At 72.9% G+C, this 15,495-nt stretch carries 12 protein-coding genes; 5 read left to right on the top strand and 7 right to left on the bottom strand.

Going from position 1 to position 15,495, the window contains the following annotated elements; genetic code table 11:
* Positions 1 to 185: 185 nt before the first annotated feature.
* A complete protein-coding gene (locus BMW99_RS33550) occupies positions 186 to 1,241 on the bottom strand; it encodes a LacI family DNA-binding transcriptional regulator (protein ID WP_069463191.1) in 1,056 nt (351 codons plus the stop codon).
* Between the two features lie 273 nt (positions 1,242 to 1,514).
* On the opposite strand from BMW99_RS33550, the gene BMW99_RS33555 reads away from it, so the two are divergent.
* Positions 1,515 to 2,123: a dihydrofolate reductase family protein gene (locus BMW99_RS33555; RefSeq protein ID WP_069463194.1), complete on the top strand. Its 609-nt coding sequence runs from the start codon at positions 1,515 to 1,517 to the stop codon at positions 2,121 to 2,123.
* A gap of 146 nt (positions 2,124 to 2,269) precedes the next feature.
* Here BMW99_RS33555 and BMW99_RS33560 read toward each other — a convergent pair whose 3' ends face one another.
* On the bottom strand, positions 2,270 to 4,624 hold the full coding sequence (locus tag BMW99_RS33560) for an ABC transporter permease (RefSeq protein ID WP_245791732.1): 2,355 nt from the start codon (positions 4,622 to 4,624) through the stop codon (positions 2,270 to 2,272).
* Between the two features lie 145 nt (positions 4,625 to 4,769).
* Positions 4,770 to 5,516: an ABC transporter ATP-binding protein gene (locus tag BMW99_RS33565; protein ID WP_069463193.1), complete on the bottom strand. Its 747-nt coding sequence runs from the start codon at positions 5,514 to 5,516 to the stop codon at positions 4,770 to 4,772.
* A gap of 142 nt (positions 5,517 to 5,658) precedes the next feature.
* Here BMW99_RS33565 and BMW99_RS33570 point away from each other — a divergent pair, with 142 nt between their 5' ends.
* Both BMW99_RS33570 and BMW99_RS33575 read left to right on the top strand, forming a co-directional pair.
* The gene (locus BMW99_RS33570; RefSeq protein ID WP_177226130.1) at positions 5,659 to 6,858 is read left to right on the top strand and encodes a sensor histidine kinase; all 1,200 of its coding nucleotides are present in this window, start codon (positions 5,659 to 5,661) and stop codon (positions 6,856 to 6,858) included.
* Entirely contained in the window at positions 6,855 to 7,556 is a 702-nt protein-coding gene (locus BMW99_RS33575) for a response regulator (protein WP_075018123.1), read from the top strand. Before BMW99_RS33570 ends, BMW99_RS33575 begins: the two co-directional genes overlap by 4 nt.
* A 329-nt stretch (positions 7,557 to 7,885) precedes the next feature.
* Here the strand turns inward: BMW99_RS33575 and BMW99_RS33580 are convergent, their stop codons facing one another.
* The gene (locus BMW99_RS33580) at positions 7,886 to 10,177 is read right to left on the bottom strand and encodes an FdhF/YdeP family oxidoreductase (protein WP_245791735.1); all 2,292 of its coding nucleotides are present in this window, start codon (positions 10,175 to 10,177) and stop codon (positions 7,886 to 7,888) included.
* 676 nt (positions 10,178 to 10,853) lie between these two features.
* Between BMW99_RS33580 and BMW99_RS33585 the strand changes: the two genes are divergently transcribed.
* Positions 10,854 to 11,039: a hypothetical protein gene (locus BMW99_RS33585; RefSeq protein WP_069465853.1), complete on the top strand. Its 186-nt coding sequence runs from the start codon at positions 10,854 to 10,856 to the stop codon at positions 11,037 to 11,039.
* A 62-nt stretch (positions 11,040 to 11,101) separates the two neighbouring features.
* Here BMW99_RS33585 and BMW99_RS33590 read toward each other — a convergent pair whose 3' ends face one another.
* Positions 11,102 to 11,644, bottom strand: coding sequence for a DoxX family protein (locus BMW99_RS33590; RefSeq protein WP_069465854.1), 543 nt, complete (start codon positions 11,642 to 11,644; stop codon positions 11,102 to 11,104).
* Between the two features lie 208 nt (positions 11,645 to 11,852).
* Between BMW99_RS33590 and BMW99_RS33595 the strand changes: the two genes are divergently transcribed.
* Positions 11,853 to 12,329 (top strand): GreA/GreB family elongation factor, encoded by a 477-nt coding sequence (locus BMW99_RS33595; RefSeq protein ID WP_075018124.1) that lies wholly within the window; start codon positions 11,853 to 11,855, stop codon positions 12,327 to 12,329.
* Positions 12,330 to 12,378: 49 nt separating this feature from the next.
* Here the strand turns inward: BMW99_RS33595 and BMW99_RS33600 are convergent, their stop codons facing one another.
* A complete protein-coding gene (locus tag BMW99_RS33600) occupies positions 12,379 to 14,487 on the bottom strand; it encodes an NACHT domain-containing protein (protein ID WP_075018125.1) in 2,109 nt (702 codons plus the stop codon).
* Positions 14,484 to 15,467 (bottom strand): class 1 isoprenoid biosynthesis enzyme, encoded by a 984-nt coding sequence (locus tag BMW99_RS33605; RefSeq protein ID WP_069465855.1) that lies wholly within the window; start codon positions 15,465 to 15,467, stop codon positions 14,484 to 14,486. Before BMW99_RS33605 ends, BMW99_RS33600 begins: the two co-directional genes overlap by 4 nt.
* Between the last annotated feature and the right edge of the window lie 28 nt (positions 15,468 to 15,495).

The following is a 15,495-nucleotide window of genomic DNA, read 5'->3' on the forward strand; positions in this document are numbered from 1 at the left end:
ACGGTGACGGTGGGTGCGGCGGTCGTCATGGCTGTCTCCAGTGGGAGCGGGCACCGGTGGACCCGGGCCTTGGGACCTGCGGGAGTTCAGGACGTGCGGAAAGCCGGGGCGTTCAGGCGTGCGGAACGCCGGTGACGTGCGGTGTGCTGCGGGCCGGGCAGGGGTGACCAGGACGTGCGGGACGCTCAGGACACGGTGCTGCTGCGGACGATGAGCCGAGGCTCGATCACCACCCGCTCCGGCTCGGTGCGGGCCGCGGAGTCGAGCCGGCTGGTCAGCAGGGAGATGCTGGCCTTGCCTACGGCGGCGAAGTCCTGGCGGACGGTGGTGAGCGGTGGTGCGAAGAACTCGGCCTCGGGGATGTCGTCGAACCCGGCGATCGCGACCTGCCCGGGCACCGAGAGCCCGGCCTCGCGGAACGCGCGCATGACGCCCAGCGCCATCTGGTCGTTGGCCACGAACACCGCCGAGACGTCGGGTGAGTTGCGGCGGGCCCGGCCCGAGGCGACGCGTCCGGCCAGCTCCTGCCCGGCCCGGTAGCCGGACAGCGGGGTCCAGTCGCCGACGAGAGGCGGCGGCACTTCGGCGCCGGCCTCCTCCAGCGTGGCGCGCCAGCCCTGGACGCGGGCCTCGGCCTCAAGCCAGTCCGAGGGGCCGGAGACGTGCCACACCGTGCTGTGGCCGGCGGCCAGCAGGTGGCCGGTGGCCAGCCGGGCACCGAGGTCCTGGTCGACCGAGACGCCGGATATCGGCAGGGAGTGCCCGCCCTCGACGGTCACCACCGGGAAGGGCAGCCGCAGTTCGGCCAGGGCGTCGACGGCCGCGCGGTGCGGGACGATGACGACGATGCCCTCGACACCCCAGTCGCTGAGGTGGTCGATGGCGTCCTCCAGCGCCTTCGCGGTGTAGGCGCGGAGGGTCACCGCGGAGACCATGTACCCCTCGCCGCGGGCGGCCTCCTCCAGACCGAACAGCGTGCTGGCCGGGCCGAACAGCGTCGGGTTGCAGGCCACCACGCCGAGGGTGAGCGTGCGGCGCGTCACCAGGGCGCGCGCCGAGGAGTTGCGGCGGTAGCCGAGCTGCTCGATCGCCCGCTGCACCTCTGCGCGCGTGGTGTCGCGGACGTTGGGGTGGTCGCTCAGCACCCGGGACACGGTCTGGTGTGAGACTCCGGCGACCTTCGCGACGTCCGCCATGGTGGGGGCCCGGCGAGGGCCGGTGCTCTCCGCGGTCTGGGACATGGCTCTCCGATCCGTGATGCCCCATTGTTAGCGTTCACAGAGGTCACCGTCAAGGCACTCCGTCCCACCGTCGCACCCGTGCGGACGCGCCCGGACGGCGGGTTGTCGCCACCACCGCGGCCGCGCTCACCGGCACCGGCGGGCCCGGCTTCCAGAATGTGGCCGCAGGGGCCGGTACCGATGAGTTTGCCGGCGGGCCCCGGTCTGCACGGACAGGAGACACACCGGTGGACGTCTTCCGGGCCACGCGGCCCGGTGACCGAGGAGGACGACATGCGCAAGATCAGCGCGGGCCTGTTCATGGCACTCGACGGCGTGGTCGAGGCGCCCGACCAGTGGCACTTCCCCTACTACAACGACCAGATGGGCGCCGCGGTCTCGGCGAGCCTCGGCTCCGCCGACACCATGCTGTTCGGGCGCGTCACCTACAACGGCTTCGCCGGCGCGTGGCCCGAGCGGGAGGCCGCGGGGGGCGAGGACGCCGCCTTCGCCAAGAGCCTCGGCGATGTCCGCAAGATCGTGGTGTCACGCAGCCCGCTGGAGTTCACCTGGCGCAACTCCGAGCAGCTGCGGGGCGACTTCACCGAGGCGGTGACCGCGCTGAAGAACGAGCCGGGCGGGGACATCGGGCTCAGCGGCTCGGTCTCGCTCGTCCGGCAACTCCTCGCGGCGGGCCTGCTCGACGAGCTCAACCTGTTCGTGCACCCGATCGCGGTGCGCAAGGGCCTGCGGCTCTTCGACGAGGGCACGCCGCCGATCCCGCTGGCGCTGCTGTCCTCGCAGGCCTTCACCACCGGAGTGATGCACCTGGTCTACGGCCCCGCCGGGACCGGCGGCACGGCCGGCTACGACGACGTCAAGTCCCACCTGGCCCAGGACTGACCGCACTGAGCCCGGAATGCCGACCTCCCGAGGGGATCAACCGGGGGAGGTCGGCATGGGCGTTCCTGCCGGCCGTGCACCGCCCAACACCGCTTCTGCCGCGGCGACCAGCGGCTCTGGTTGGTCCTGCTTGGCTCCGCTCGGTCCTACTCGGTCCGCAGCGCGGTGGCGGTCCGCGACCGGGCCGCCCAGCCGGCCGGCAGCAGTGCCCCGAGCAGGGCGATCACGATCCCGCCGGCCAGCAGGGGGATGAGCAGCCCGGCGGTGTAGGTGTGGGTCACGCTCGGCGGCAGGTGCCGGCCGATCGCGTTCCCCATCGGGGTCAGCGTCGCCTTCTCCACCGCGACCCCGAGCGGGACCCCGATCAGCCCGGCGATCAGGCCGGTGAGGGTCACCGAGGTCAGGACCATCGCGATGGTCTGCCGGGGTGTCATCCCGAGGGCCTTGAGGATCCCCAGATCATGGACCCGCTCCCGGGTGTCCTGCACCACCGTGCTCAGCACCCCGAGCGCGGCGACCGCGACCATCATCAGCGTGAGCGTGGCCACCAGGGCGCCCATGGTGATCACCACGATGTTCTTGCCCTCATCGTTGTTCGGCTGGACCGAGGCGTCCAGCGGGGTCAGCGCGGCGGCGGCCGCGGTGGACCAGTCCGTTCCGTTGACGTTCGAGGCCAGCTCGACGTTGAACTGGTCGATGTGCGGGGTCAGACCGGCGGCGGTGAAGGTGGCAGCATCCGTCATGAGCGTGTAGTCGCCCTGGTTGGTGTCGAAGTTGATGCCGACGACTTTCAGCGGCAGTTGCCTGTTCTGCTGCACCACGGTGACGTCGTCACCGACGTGGATCCCCGCCGCCGTGGCCAGCTTGTCGCCGACCACGGCCTCGCCGGGCGCCGAGTACCAGCGGCCGGACAGCAGCTCCAGGTGCGTCCAGGAGAAGTCGCCGGTGACCGTGAACACCTTCGCCGGTTCGCCGCCGGGCGGGGCGGCGACCATGGTCGCGCCGCTGTCGCCCCAGCCGAACGCGGCCTTCGTGCCCGGGATCCCGGCGAGCGCGGCGGCCACCTCGGCGGCGTCCAGGTGCGGGTCGCGCGGGTCGTCGGGGCCGTAGAGACCCCAGGGCACGCCCACGTCGGCGGTGGGTTCCACGAACTCCGACGCGACGTCGAAGCCCGAGGTGCTGGCGTCCAGGTACCTGTTGAACCCGGTCTCCAGCCCCACCGCGAACGTGACAGTCACGACGCCGAACAGCACCGCCGCACCGACCAGTACGGCCCGGGCCGGCCGGGCGAACGGCTGGGCCAGCCCCAACGACATGGCCCGGGGCAGCGGCAGCCGGGAGGCCAGACGCTGCGCCGCCTGACCGCCCCCGGCTCTGGGGGCGCGGCCGACCACCAGGGCCCGCACCGTCGGCATCCGGCCGGCCCGCAGCGCCGGGACCAACGCCGTGACGCCGACGATCAGCAGGATGCCCAGCGGCACCACGGCGCTGACCCACAACGGGATCGTGGCACCGGCCGCACTGGCCGCGCCGAGCTGCTGGGTGGCCCCGCCCAGGATCGGCACGGCCAGGAGGTTGCCGAAAACCGTGCCGAGCACCAAACCGATGGTCGCCGGGATCATGGCCTGCGCGGTGTAGGCGCGGGCCACCTGCGAAGGGGTGAAGCCCAACGATTTCAGAATCCCGATGCGCCGGATTCCCGAGGCCACAGCCCCGCTGACCACGATCGAGATGATCAGCACCGACATGAACAGCCCGAGGATGCCGAAGCCGATCAGGAACGGCACGTAGGCCTTGGCGTTGCCGGTCGCCTGCTGCTCCGCGGTCAGGTACGACTGTCCTCCCTCGACCGCGCCGGCCGGCGCGGCGGTGGCGACCGCCTGCTTGTCGGCGGCGATGTCGGCCGCGGTCCCGGCTTCGGCGAACCGGTAGAGCATCTGCTCGTCGGACTTGGCACCGGCAGCGGTGAGCCGCGCGAAACCGCCGGCGGTGGCGAAGGCGGTCGCGCTGCTGGTCACCGAGTCGGCGAAACCGACGACCTTGAACGACGGCTTGCCCGGCAGGGAGGAGAACACCACCGAATCGCCGAAGCAGTCGGCGGCATAGTGCTGCCGCGGCAGGGCGATCTCGCCCGGGCTCGTCGGCCAGCGCCCCTGGGTCAGCGCCAGCTGGTCCATCCCGGAGGTGCTGCCCAGGTCGGGCCGGGTGGTGACGGTGATCGGACCGTTGTCGTGACCGGCCCCATCCTTCTCGGAGCAGTCCATGCCGATCGTCGCGTCCAGGGCGGCGGCGACCGGGTAGGGCCCGGCCGCCCCGGTGACGCCGGCGGCGTGAGCGGTGGCGGCGGCCTGCGCGGCCGTGACCTTCGAACCATCGAACTGGACCGCCAGGTGCGCCCCGTTCCTCGCGCGGAAAGCGTGCTCGAACGGGGCCTGCACGACAGTCAGCAGACCGAGGGAGAGTACTGAGGATGTCACCGCGGCGAACGTGGTCAGGGCCATGACGAGGGACTGGACCCGACGGCGGCCCACGCCGGAACGTACGACCTTGCCCAGGGCGCTCACCGGCTCACGACCGGCACCAGGCGGGCCATGGCCCGGAAACCGACCTCGAAGACGCGCCGGGGCATCGGCGGTTGGCGCAGGGTCATCGGACCTCTCCCGCCGGACGGGTCAGCGGTGTGCGGGCGGCCAGGCCGGCACCGCTGCCGTCGTTGATGACGTCCCGCTCGACCGCGCCGTCCACCAACTCGATCGTGCGGCGCGCGGTGCTCGCGGCCAGCCGCACGTCGTGGGTGACCAGCAGGAGGGTCTGGCCCTCGCCGTTCAGGTCTAGCAGCAGCCGGCGCACGTCCTCGGCCGAGCTCGAGTCCAGAGCGCCGGTCGGCTCATCGGCCAGCAGCAGCGCCGGCTTGTTCATCAGGGCCCTGGCCACCGCCACCCGCTGCCGTTGCCCGCCGGACAGCCGCTGCGGATGGGCCTTGGCATGCCGGTCGATGCCCAGCGAGCCGAGCAACTCGACGGCCCGCCGCTTCGCTTCGGCCTTGCCCATCCCGGCCAGCTGCGCCGGAACCATGACGTTGTCCCACACGGACAGGTCGTCCAGCAGGTTGAAGAACTGGAAGATCAGGCCGACGGAGGCCCGGCGGTACTTCGCCGAACCGGCCTCGCCGAGCCGGTCGACGCGGATGCCGTCGACGGTCACGGTGCCGCTGGAAGGTTTGTCCAGACCCGCGATCAGGTTCAGCAGCGTGGACTTGCCACTGCCGGAATGGCCGAGGATCGCCACGCACTCACCAGCCGCCACGGACAAGGTGACACCGGCCAGTGCGGGCGGGCCGTCGTCGTACTTCTTCGTCGTGTCGCGAAGATCGATCATCGGTGCATTCGTCATGACCGTGAACCTAGGAACGGACCACGATCCACCGCGTCGGCCGGCGGATGTCACCCCTTCCCCGGCCATCGGCCCGGGGGCGTATCCGGCGTACATCCCCGGGGCGACGCGCGGAGCCGACCCCACTGAATACGATCTCTGAATGGAACAGCTTCTCCAGCGTCTCTCGAGATCGAAGCGCGTGACCCGGCTGACGTCACAGGCCGTGGTGCTGGCCACCGCCTGCCTGTACGCGCTGATGCTCCCCTTGACGATGCCGACCCCTGAGTACGGTCTGTTCCGGTTCCCCGACCTCGAGCCCGTCCAGATGCTGGGTCTGTGGGTCGCGGTCGCCCTTCCGGTTCTGCTGGTGCGCCGTCTGCCCGCGACCGTCTTCGCGGCGATCCTGGGCGAATCGGTCCTCGGCGACGCCTTCGGCGCGCGGCCCTTGATCATGTTCATCCTGCTCATCGGCTTGGGCGGGTACCTCGCCGTCCGGCGGCCGAAGGCTGCCGCCGTCGGCTCCGTCGCGGGCGTCGCGGCCGGGTTCCTCAACGACATCCACATCCCCGGGCAGTCCGTCGGCGACGTGACCCAGTGGGTCGGTGGGCTCGCGTTGTGGTTCGCGGTCGCGTGGGTCTTCGGCGGGGTGTACCGCAAACGCCGTGAGTACCTCGAAGCCCTGCAGGAACAGACCGCGGCCCGCATCGTCATGTCCGAGCGGCTGCGGATCGCCCGCGAACTGCACGACAGCGTCGCGCACAGCATCGGGATCATCACGGTGCTGTCGGGAGCGGCGGCGCGGGTCGTGGAGACCAGGCCCGAGCAGACGCGGCAGGCGCTGACCGGCATCGAGACCACCAGCCGGGAGACGCTGCTGGAGCTGCAGCGCATGCTCGGGGCGCTCCGCCGCGCCAAGCCGGACGACGCCATGCCGCAGGCCGCTCCGCTGGCGCCGGCCGGCAGCCTGGCCGACGTCCCGCAGCTCGCCGAACGCACGGCCGGCGCCGGGGTGCGGGTTCATGTGACCTGGCGGGGCGAGCGGCGTCCACTGCCGCAGGAGATCGAACTGTCGGCGTTCCGGATCATCCAGGAGTCGGTGACGAACGTGGTGCGGCATTCCAGGGCGCGGACGTGCCGGGTCGCGGTCGGTTACGAGCCGGAAGGGGTGACGATCGAGGTGGTGGACGACGGGGAGGACGGTCGCGGCGGGCCGGGCCGTCCGAGGTTCGCGGCGGGGGCCGGTGGGAGCGGCTTCGGCCTGCTCGGCATGCGCGAGCGGGTGACGTTGCTGTCCGGACAGTTCAGCGCCGGCCGGCGTCCGGAGGGCGGATTCCGCGTGACGGCGAGCCTCCCGGCATGAGCGTGCGGGTGCTGCTGGTCGACGACCAGCCGCTGATGCTGGTCGGGCTCGGGATCCTGATCGGCGACACCGACGACCTGGAGGTGGTCGGCCAGGCCGGCGACGGCCGCGAGGCGGTGCGCCTGGTGCGTGAACTGCGGCCGGACGTCGTGGTGATGGACATCCGGATGCCGGGCGTGGACGGGATCGAGGCGACCCGACAGGCGACCGCCGAGCCGGACCCGCCCAGGGTCCTGGTGCTGACGACCTTCGACCACGACGAGTACGTCTACGGCGCACTGCGCGCCGGGGCCAGCGGATTCCTGCTCAAGAGCATGGCCCTGGACGCGATCCTGGAAGCGATCCGGGTGGTGGCCGCGGGCGACGCGCTGATCGCGCCGAGCGTGACCCGGCGGCTGATCGCGGACTTCGCCGGAACGTCCGGCCCCGCGGCCCCCGAACCGGACGCCGGACCCGGACCGGACGCCGGGCCCGCCGCGGACTCGAGTCCCATCGCGGGGATCACCGACCGGGAGCGCGAGGTGCTGGCACTGGTCGGACAGGGACTGTCGAACACTGAGATCGCCGAGCGGCTGGTGATCAGCGCGGCGACCGCGAAGACCCATGTCGCGCGTCTGTTCGCCAAGCTCGAGGCTCGGGACCGCGTCCACCTGGCGATCACCGCCTTCGAAACCGGACTCGTGCCGCGGAGACGGTAGGGGCAGACGGTGGGCCGAAACGAGCCGCTGACCGACGATCCCGCCGCGGGACACCCGCCCACCAACGCGAGCTCACTGGCCGCACGCGGGCGGGCCGCGGAACCGGGCGGCGCGCCGTTCCGGCCGCGCCGCCCTCCGCTTCCGGGGCCCGGGCCGTCCGCTCACGCCGGACGCCCGGGCCGGGCACTCAGGACGCGGGACGCTTCCCGTGGTTGGCGCCTTTGGTGCGGTGCGACTTCTTCTTGCGGCGACGCCTCGACGACATGGCCTCTCCTCTCACGGCCCCCCCGTTCGGCCCTCCCACCGCTTCCACCGTTCCACACGCGCCGTCAGCGTGCACCCGGGCCGGCCCCGGCGCCGAGTGTGACGGTGATCTTGAGGTGCTTCATGATCGGCTGGTCGCTCTGGGTGCTGGTGTCGGCCAGCGAGCACAGCACGTTCATCTCCGGCATGTAGCCGGCCGCGCAGCCGCGGGGGATGTCGTAGGGCACGGCGAGATAGCCCTCCAGCGAGCGGGTGCTGCCGTCCCGGGCGGTGCTGGTGATGTCCACCGGGTCGAACTCGCCGATGCCGCGCTCCCTCATGTCGGCGCGGTTCATGAAGATGAGTGTCCGCAGGTTGTTGACCCCCCGGTAGCGGTCGTTGTCGGAGTAGATGGTGGTGTTCCACTGGTCGTGGGAGCGCATCGTGCCCAGGGCCAGGGTGCCCGGCGCGGGGACGACGTCGGGCAGCGGGGCGCTGGAGAACTCGGCGCGCCCGGACGGGGTGAGGAAGACCAGTTCGCGGGCGGGCTGCCGGATCCGGAAGCCCAGCGGCAGCCGCACCCGGCGGTTGAAGTCCTCGAAGCCGTCGAGGACCTGCGCCATGGTGTCGCGGATCCGGTCGTAGTCCTCGACGTACCAGGCCCACGGGGTGTCGCTGTCCGGCAGCGCGGCCCTGGCCATGCCCGCGACGATGGCGGGCTCGGACAGCAGGTTCGGCGAGGCGGGGCGCTTCATGCCGACGGACCGGTGCACCATGCTCATCGAGTCCTCGACGGTGGTGCTCTGCAGGCCGCTGCGCTGGTTGTCCTTCTCCGTACGCCCGAGGCACGGCAGGATCAGCGCCTGCCTGCCGTGCACGAGGTGGCTGCGGTTGAGCTTGGTGCTCACCTGCACCGTCAGGGCGAGCTTGCGCAGTCCCTCGTAGGTGTACGGGGTGTCGGGTGCCGCGAGCGCGAAGTTGCCCCCCATGCCGATGAAGACCTTCATGTCACCGCGGTGCATGGCGGCGATGGTGCGGACGGTGTCCAGGCCGTGCTCACGGGGCGGGTCGATGCCGCACACGCTCGCCAGCCGGTCCAGGAACTCCGGGGTCGGACGGTGGTCGATGCCGCAGGTGCGGTTGCCCTGCACGTTGCTGTGCCCGCGCACCGGTGAGGGGCCGGCGCCTTCGCGGCCCAGGTTCCCGCGCAGCAGGAGCAGGTTGACGATCTCGCGCACCGTGTCCACACCGTGCTCGTGCTGGGTGAGGCCCAGGCACCAGCTGAAGATGCTGCGGTCGGCCTCGCGGTAGACGCCCGCGACACGGAGGATGTCGGCCCGGCCGACCCCCGACTGACGCTCGATCTCCTCCCAGGAGGTGGACCGGCACACCTCCTCGTACTCCTCGAAGCCGCTGGTGTAGCGCTCCACGAACTCCCGGTCCACGGACTTGGGGTCGGTCGACGCCTGCTCCAGGATGGCCTTGGCCATGCCGCGCACCAGCGCCATGTCGCCGCCGATGCGCGGCTGGACGTTGAGGGTGCTGGTCCTGGTCGACTTGAACAGGGCCATGTCGACGAACTCGTGCGGCACGATCGTGCGGGTGGCGGCAGCCTCGACCAGCGGGTTGATGTGCACGATCGCCGCGCCGCGGCGATAGGCGTCGGCCAGCGCGGTGAGCATGCGCGGCGCGTTGGAGGCCGCGTTGACGCCCATGATGAAGAGGGCGTCCGTGCACTCCCAGTCCTTGAGGTCCGCGGTGCCCTTGCCGGTGCCCAGCGCGGCCTGCAGGGCGCGGCCGCTGGCCTCGTGGCACATGTTGGAGCAGTCGGGCAGGTTGTTGGTGCCCAGCTCGCGGGCCATCAGCTGGTAGAGGAACGTCGCCTCGTTGCCGAGCCTCCCCGAGGTGTAGAAGGCGGCCTGGTGGGGGCTCTCCAGCTCCCGCAGTGTCCGCCCGACCAGGTCGAACGCGTCCTTCCAGCTGATCGGGACGTAGTGGTCGGTCGCCGCGTCGTAGACCATCGGCTCGGTGAGGCGGCCCTGGTCCTCCAGCGCGAAGTCGGTCCACTCCTCCAGCTCGGTCACGGTGTGCGTGGCGAAGAAGTCGCGACGGACCCGCTTCGCGGTCATCTCCCACGTGACGTGCTTGATGCCGTTCTCGCAGATGTCGAGGTGCAGGCCCTTGGTGTCGTCGGGCCACGCGCAGCCGGGGCAGTCGAAGCCGCCGTTCTCGTGGTTCATCCGCATGATGGCGCGCGAGCCCTCGACGACGGTGTGCTCGCCGAACAGGACCTTGGTCACGCTGCGTGCGGCGCCCCAGCCGGCGGCGGGGTGGTGGTACGGCCGGAAGTGCGGGGGCTCGGTGGGCTCCGCCCCCACCGACGGCTCCTCGGGGGGACGGCTGCTGTCGGAGGTGCTCACATCAGAGGCGTTCACGGGGGTCCTTCCGACGTTCTCGCGCGCGCCCGGCCGGCGGGCCCGGGGTACGCGCGACAGGCTACGGTCGCCGGTTGCGGCCTGCATGTCGGACACGTCATGGCCCGGAGGGGCCCCCGACCACGGGTGCGATGCCCGCCGCTGGGGAACGTCGCAGCTCAGGGCCGTGACGCCGCCCCGGGTGGCGGTACGGTCCCGGCTTGCGGGGCCGGTGCTGCGGCGTTTGAGTGGAAGGGGGCACGACTCTCCCGTGCCGACCGCAGCAGGAGCTGACATGACGACCCCGTTTGGTTCGGCCACCGGCCGGTCCGACCCGTTCGGCGGCCTTCTCCACCGCTCCTTCGGGATGCCCCCGGAGTCGACGCCTCTGGTGCAGCGGGTTGCGTGGGGAGGCCGAGCCGGGCGGCACCATCGTCGCGGACGCCCAGGACGGTGTCCTGACCTGCGTGGTCCGTCACGAGTGGGCGCGCGGGGACGCGGGCGACGACGGCCCGGGCGGCACATCAGCAGACGCAACGGACTCCGTGGAGACGGCGGACCAAGCCGTCTCCGCGAGGACGCGGGCGGTCCGCCGGACGGCGGGACGGCCGCGGGTCGGGACGCCGAGGAAGGATGAGCCATGGCGCACCACCACAAGTCGAACAAGGCGGTCGAGGGCGACCCGGACACCGGGCACAGGGGCGGCATGCCCCGGCGTCCGGACGACGCGGAGCTCGAGGAGCGCACCATGGAGGAGCGCGAGGAGATCGGCCTGAACCCGGAGCCCGGGAGGTCGGGCACCGAACGGAGCGCGGAGGACGAGTAGCCGGAACAGCCGCACCGGACCGGTCCCGCGGCCGGTGAAATCCCCCTGCGCGACCGGGGAGTTCAGTCCTCGTGCTCGCCGTGGGCCGCGGCTTCCGCGCGGGCGGCCACCACGGCCTCGCGGCGGCCGACGACCATGGCGGTGGCGACCGTGCTCGCGGCGAAGGCCGTCATGACCATGGCCGCGCTGTTCAGCCGGTGGCCGGTGACGTGGTCGAGCGAGTAGCGGCCGGGACCGGCGACGCCGAGGGCGGCGGCCACGAAGCCGAGGAAGGCCGGGTACTCGAAACCCCCGGACTGGGCGAAGAAGCCGCCGGGGCGGTGGACGGCGGTGGCCCCGGCCATCGCGCCGGCCGCGGCCGCGCCGGCGGCCGGAGTGGCGACGCCGAGCGCGAGCAGCAGCCCGCCGCCGGCCTCACCGGCACCGGCGGCCATGGCGCTCTGCCTGCCGGGGCGGAACCCCATGGCCTCCATCGCCTTCTCCGTGCCGTCGAGCCCGCCGCCGCCGAACCAGCCGAACAGCTTCTGCGCGCCGTGGGCGAAGAGCACGCCACCGGTGCCCACGCGCAGGGCCAGCAGGCCCAGGTCCTTGCGGTCGAGGCACATGTCGGTCGGCTTCCTTCCGTGCACGGAACGGGTCGTCCCAGTCTTGGGCACCCCCCTGCGGAGCGCCCCTCGGGCTGGGCCACCCAGGTCCGCCACCCGAGTCCGCCGCCGAGGTCCGCGGCCCGGGTCGCGGCCCGGGCGGCGCTGTTATGCTGTGCGACGTCCGTGATGTCACGAATTGCCCGTCCCCGACTTCCCGGGAGCACGCATGGCCGGCGAACCCGCACCGATCAGTCCTGACGCGCGCCGGGCCCTGGAGAAGGACCTGGCGGACCTGCGCGCCGAACGGGACGCGGTCGCCGCGACGTTGCGCGGCGGCAACGACTACGAGGGCGACCGTGCCGACCAGGCCGACGAACTCCAGCGCGCCGACGACCTCACCCGCCTGGACGACCGCATCGACGAACTCACCGACCGCCTCAAGCAGGCGGCCGTCGCCGGCCCGCCCGCGAAGGGCGTGGCGGGGGTCGGCAGCAGGGTGACCGTGCGGTTCGCGGACGGCACCACGCAGACCCTGCACATCGGCGAGATCGCCGACGACGAGGACCCGTCCGTCGTCACCGCGGACAGCCCGCTCGGCCGGGCCCTGATGGGCCGCCGCAGCGGCGACGCGGTCGCCTACGACGCGCCGGCCGGCCCGTCCACGGCGACGGTCACCTCGGTGGGCGACACCCACTCCCGTTGACCCGCCGCTCCCCCGTCCCGGGGCCGCCGTGGCGAACGGGCGCCCCGGCCTACGGAGGGCTGCCGGTGCTGGTGCCCGTCGGCACGGCGGCCCCGGGACGGGGGACCGCCCGCGCGGGCGGGACGGCCGCGGGTACCGGCTCGGCCAGGTGACGCTGCAGCAGCCGGTGCCGGAACTCGTAGTAGCCGTTGACCTCGCGCAGCACCCCGCGGTCCCGCGCGTCCTCCAGGAAGGCCACGAGGCGCCACGGCGTGTGGCCGCGCAAGGCCAGCCAGATCCGGGCGGTCAGGAACCGTCCCCACGAACTGGAACCGGCGGCCATCAGCCCGAGCCCGGTGGCACTGAGGAGCGCGCCGCTCGCCGCCCCGAGCAGCGCCTCGACGCCGCGCGGCAGATGGTCGATCAGCGTCACGTCGTCCAGTTGCGGGCGGCGGCGGCCGTCCTTGATCGAGGCGCCGAGGTAGGCGCCGGTGAAGGCCCCCGGTACCGCGCCGAGCAGCAGCGCGTAGAGCACGGTGGCGCGGTCCGAGCGCAGCAGGCTGACCGGGGTGACGGCCTCCATCGGGTCGCTGGGCTCGCTGAAGTGGCGCGCGGCCGCGAAGGTGCTGCCGCTGAGCAGCCCGCCGATGACGGCGTAGTGCGGCTCGCCGTACAGCACGAGCACGATCACCGCGCAGGCCAGACCGCCCACCGCCCCGAAGCCCAGGACCCGTTGGAGGGCGTGCGCGGTCGGCGGGCGGACGGACCGCAGGCGGGGTTTGGCGCGGCGGGGGTCGTCGGGCGAGACCAGCTCCACGGCCATGGCGCCGGCCAGGGCGGCCCCGAGCCCGATCCACAGACCGGTCCAGGGCCGGGAGAACAGTGCGAACAGCGCGACGGACACGGCCGAGCAGCCGACCGCCGCGTTCACCGTGGCGATCAGCGCGAACCCGGCGCCGGGCACCGCCCGGTACACGTGCCACCAGGCGAGCCGGCTGGTGCCGCGGTCCACGTGCCGGGCCAGGAACGCGAGATAGGCGCGGGCCCTGGCGGCCGGCATGCCGCGGCGCAGCCGGTCGGGTCTGCGGGGGTAGGCGCGCTCCACGAAGGAACCGAGCAGATGGCGTCGGATCAGGTCCTCGGCGTCGGGGCCGGTGACGGACGTCAGGTGGGCCGGGAGCACGCCGCGCAGGGCCACGGCCAGGGACAGCATGAACGGGGTGGCCAGCACGCGGGCGAGAGGCCCGTCGGGCTGGGCGGCGAGGGCCGCGACCAGTGGCTGCGGGCCGTCGCCGAGTGCCGATTCCAGTGCCCCGCCGGCCTCGTCGGCGCGCAGTGGCTGCAGGCGGACGAGCAGCGTCTCCGTGAGCCGAGGCCCGGGCCCCAGCGCGTCGAAGTCCTCGGCCCGGCAGGTCAGGACGAAGGAGCGGCCTTCCAGCTCGTCCTGGACCCGCAGCACCGCGGCGGCCGGGTCCGACACCTCGTCGAGACCGTCGAGCACCGGCAGCACCCGGTGCCTGACGAGCAGTTCCGCGATGTCCCGGCCCCTGGCCTCGTCGGCCAACGGCGGGTAGTTGCGGGCGAGTTCCTCGGTCATCCACTCGGCGAGCGAGCGGGCGGGGTCCCAGGAGGAGAGCTGGAACAGCACGGGCACGACGGGCTCGCGCTCGGCCAGTTCCAGGGTCAGCAGCACGCACAGGGCGGTCTTGCCGGCGCCGGGCTCGCCGGTGACGACCAGCCGCGCGAGGTGCCCGGCACGGGCGCTGCGGGCGAACGCGCCGGTCAGCTGGTCGAGGACGCCCTCGTCCGGCAGGTCGGCCGACAGCCGGGTGGACCGTTCCGAACCGGGCTCACGGCGCCAGCGCACCGCTATCCGGCGCTCGGCGTACAACCCGCGGTGGCGGCTCTCTTCCAGCCAGTCCTCGCCGACCTTGCGGGCGAGCGCGGACGCGTGCTCGGTGGCGGCGGCGCCCAGGCCTCCCGCGCGGCGCCCGCCGGACTGCAGAGCGGTGAGCACGAGGGTGACGACGGTCAGCACGACCGGGACCATGGACGCCCACAGGTCCGTCGCCTTGAGGTCGCCGACGGCCAGCCCGTGCCCGGCGACCGCGAGGGTGGCGAGCAGGACGAGGCCGAGGAACGCGTAGATGATCCTCGTCAGGGTGCGTCGGGTCCTCATCGGGCGGTCTCCGGCGGAGCGGGCGGCAGGGCGTCGTCGGCGCGTGACAGGAAGGCCAGCGCGGCGGACCGCCGGGCGGGCCCCCTGGCCAGGCGTCCGAGGGCGGGCAGCCGGCGGGCCGCCCACGTCTTGAGGAGCAGGAAGAAGAGCATCCCGCAGTAGGGGGCGCTGGCGCGGCGGCCGTGGCAGCGCACCATGTCCGCGCGCAGTTCGAGCAGCCGGCGCGCGACGCCGTCCAGGGTCACCACGCCCCTCGACGCCAGGGTCGTCACGCCGTTCGCCCGGTCGCACTCGACGTCCATGCAGTCGTCGAGGGACTGCAGCGCCTCGCCGAGGTCCATGGCCAGCTCGCGTTCCGCGGGCGCCAGCGGGGACTTGACGACGCCGCACAGGACCAGGTTGGCGGCGGCGCCCTTCCCGCGGATGATCTTCTCCAGGACGTCGGTGGGTACGTCGGGTTCGCGCTGCCGGCGGGAGAGCACCTGGAACTCGTGGAGCGTGACCAGCGCGTCGAGCAGCGCGGCGTCCGGCGGGTGATGGAGCCGCCGCTCGATGCCGCGGACGAGGCGGCCGAGGAGCGTTTCGACGGGCGTGGCGGGCGTGAAGCGCCGGTTGCCCAGGAGGTCGGCGAGGCGGTCGTCGGCGGACGGGTCGCTGCCGCCGTCGATCAGGTCGTCGTAGAGGCGGGTGACGGCGCCGGCCAGCACCACCGCCTCCAGCGGTGGCCGCCGGTCCACCAGCGCCGCGTAACCCAGCACGGCGAGACCGAACTTCAGGGCAGCGGGACGTAACGACGCGACGACGTGGGCGTGTTCGCCGGAGCCGGCCAGGCACTCGTCGACCAGCGGCGCGGCCACCCGGTCGTAGGCGGCGCCGAGTTCCGGCATCGACCGGTACGCGATCGCCGCGGCCGCCGGCAGCCCGCGGGACATCCCCAGACAGCGCAGCAGAGCGCCCAGCTCCGCGATCCTCTGCCCCATCCACGCTCCCGACGCCCTGCTGGATCAG

The organism is Actinacidiphila rubida (assembly GCF_900110255.1).
In the GTDB taxonomy this organism is placed as follows: Bacteria; Actinomycetota; Actinomycetes; order Streptomycetales; family Streptomycetaceae; genus Actinacidiphila; species Actinacidiphila rubida.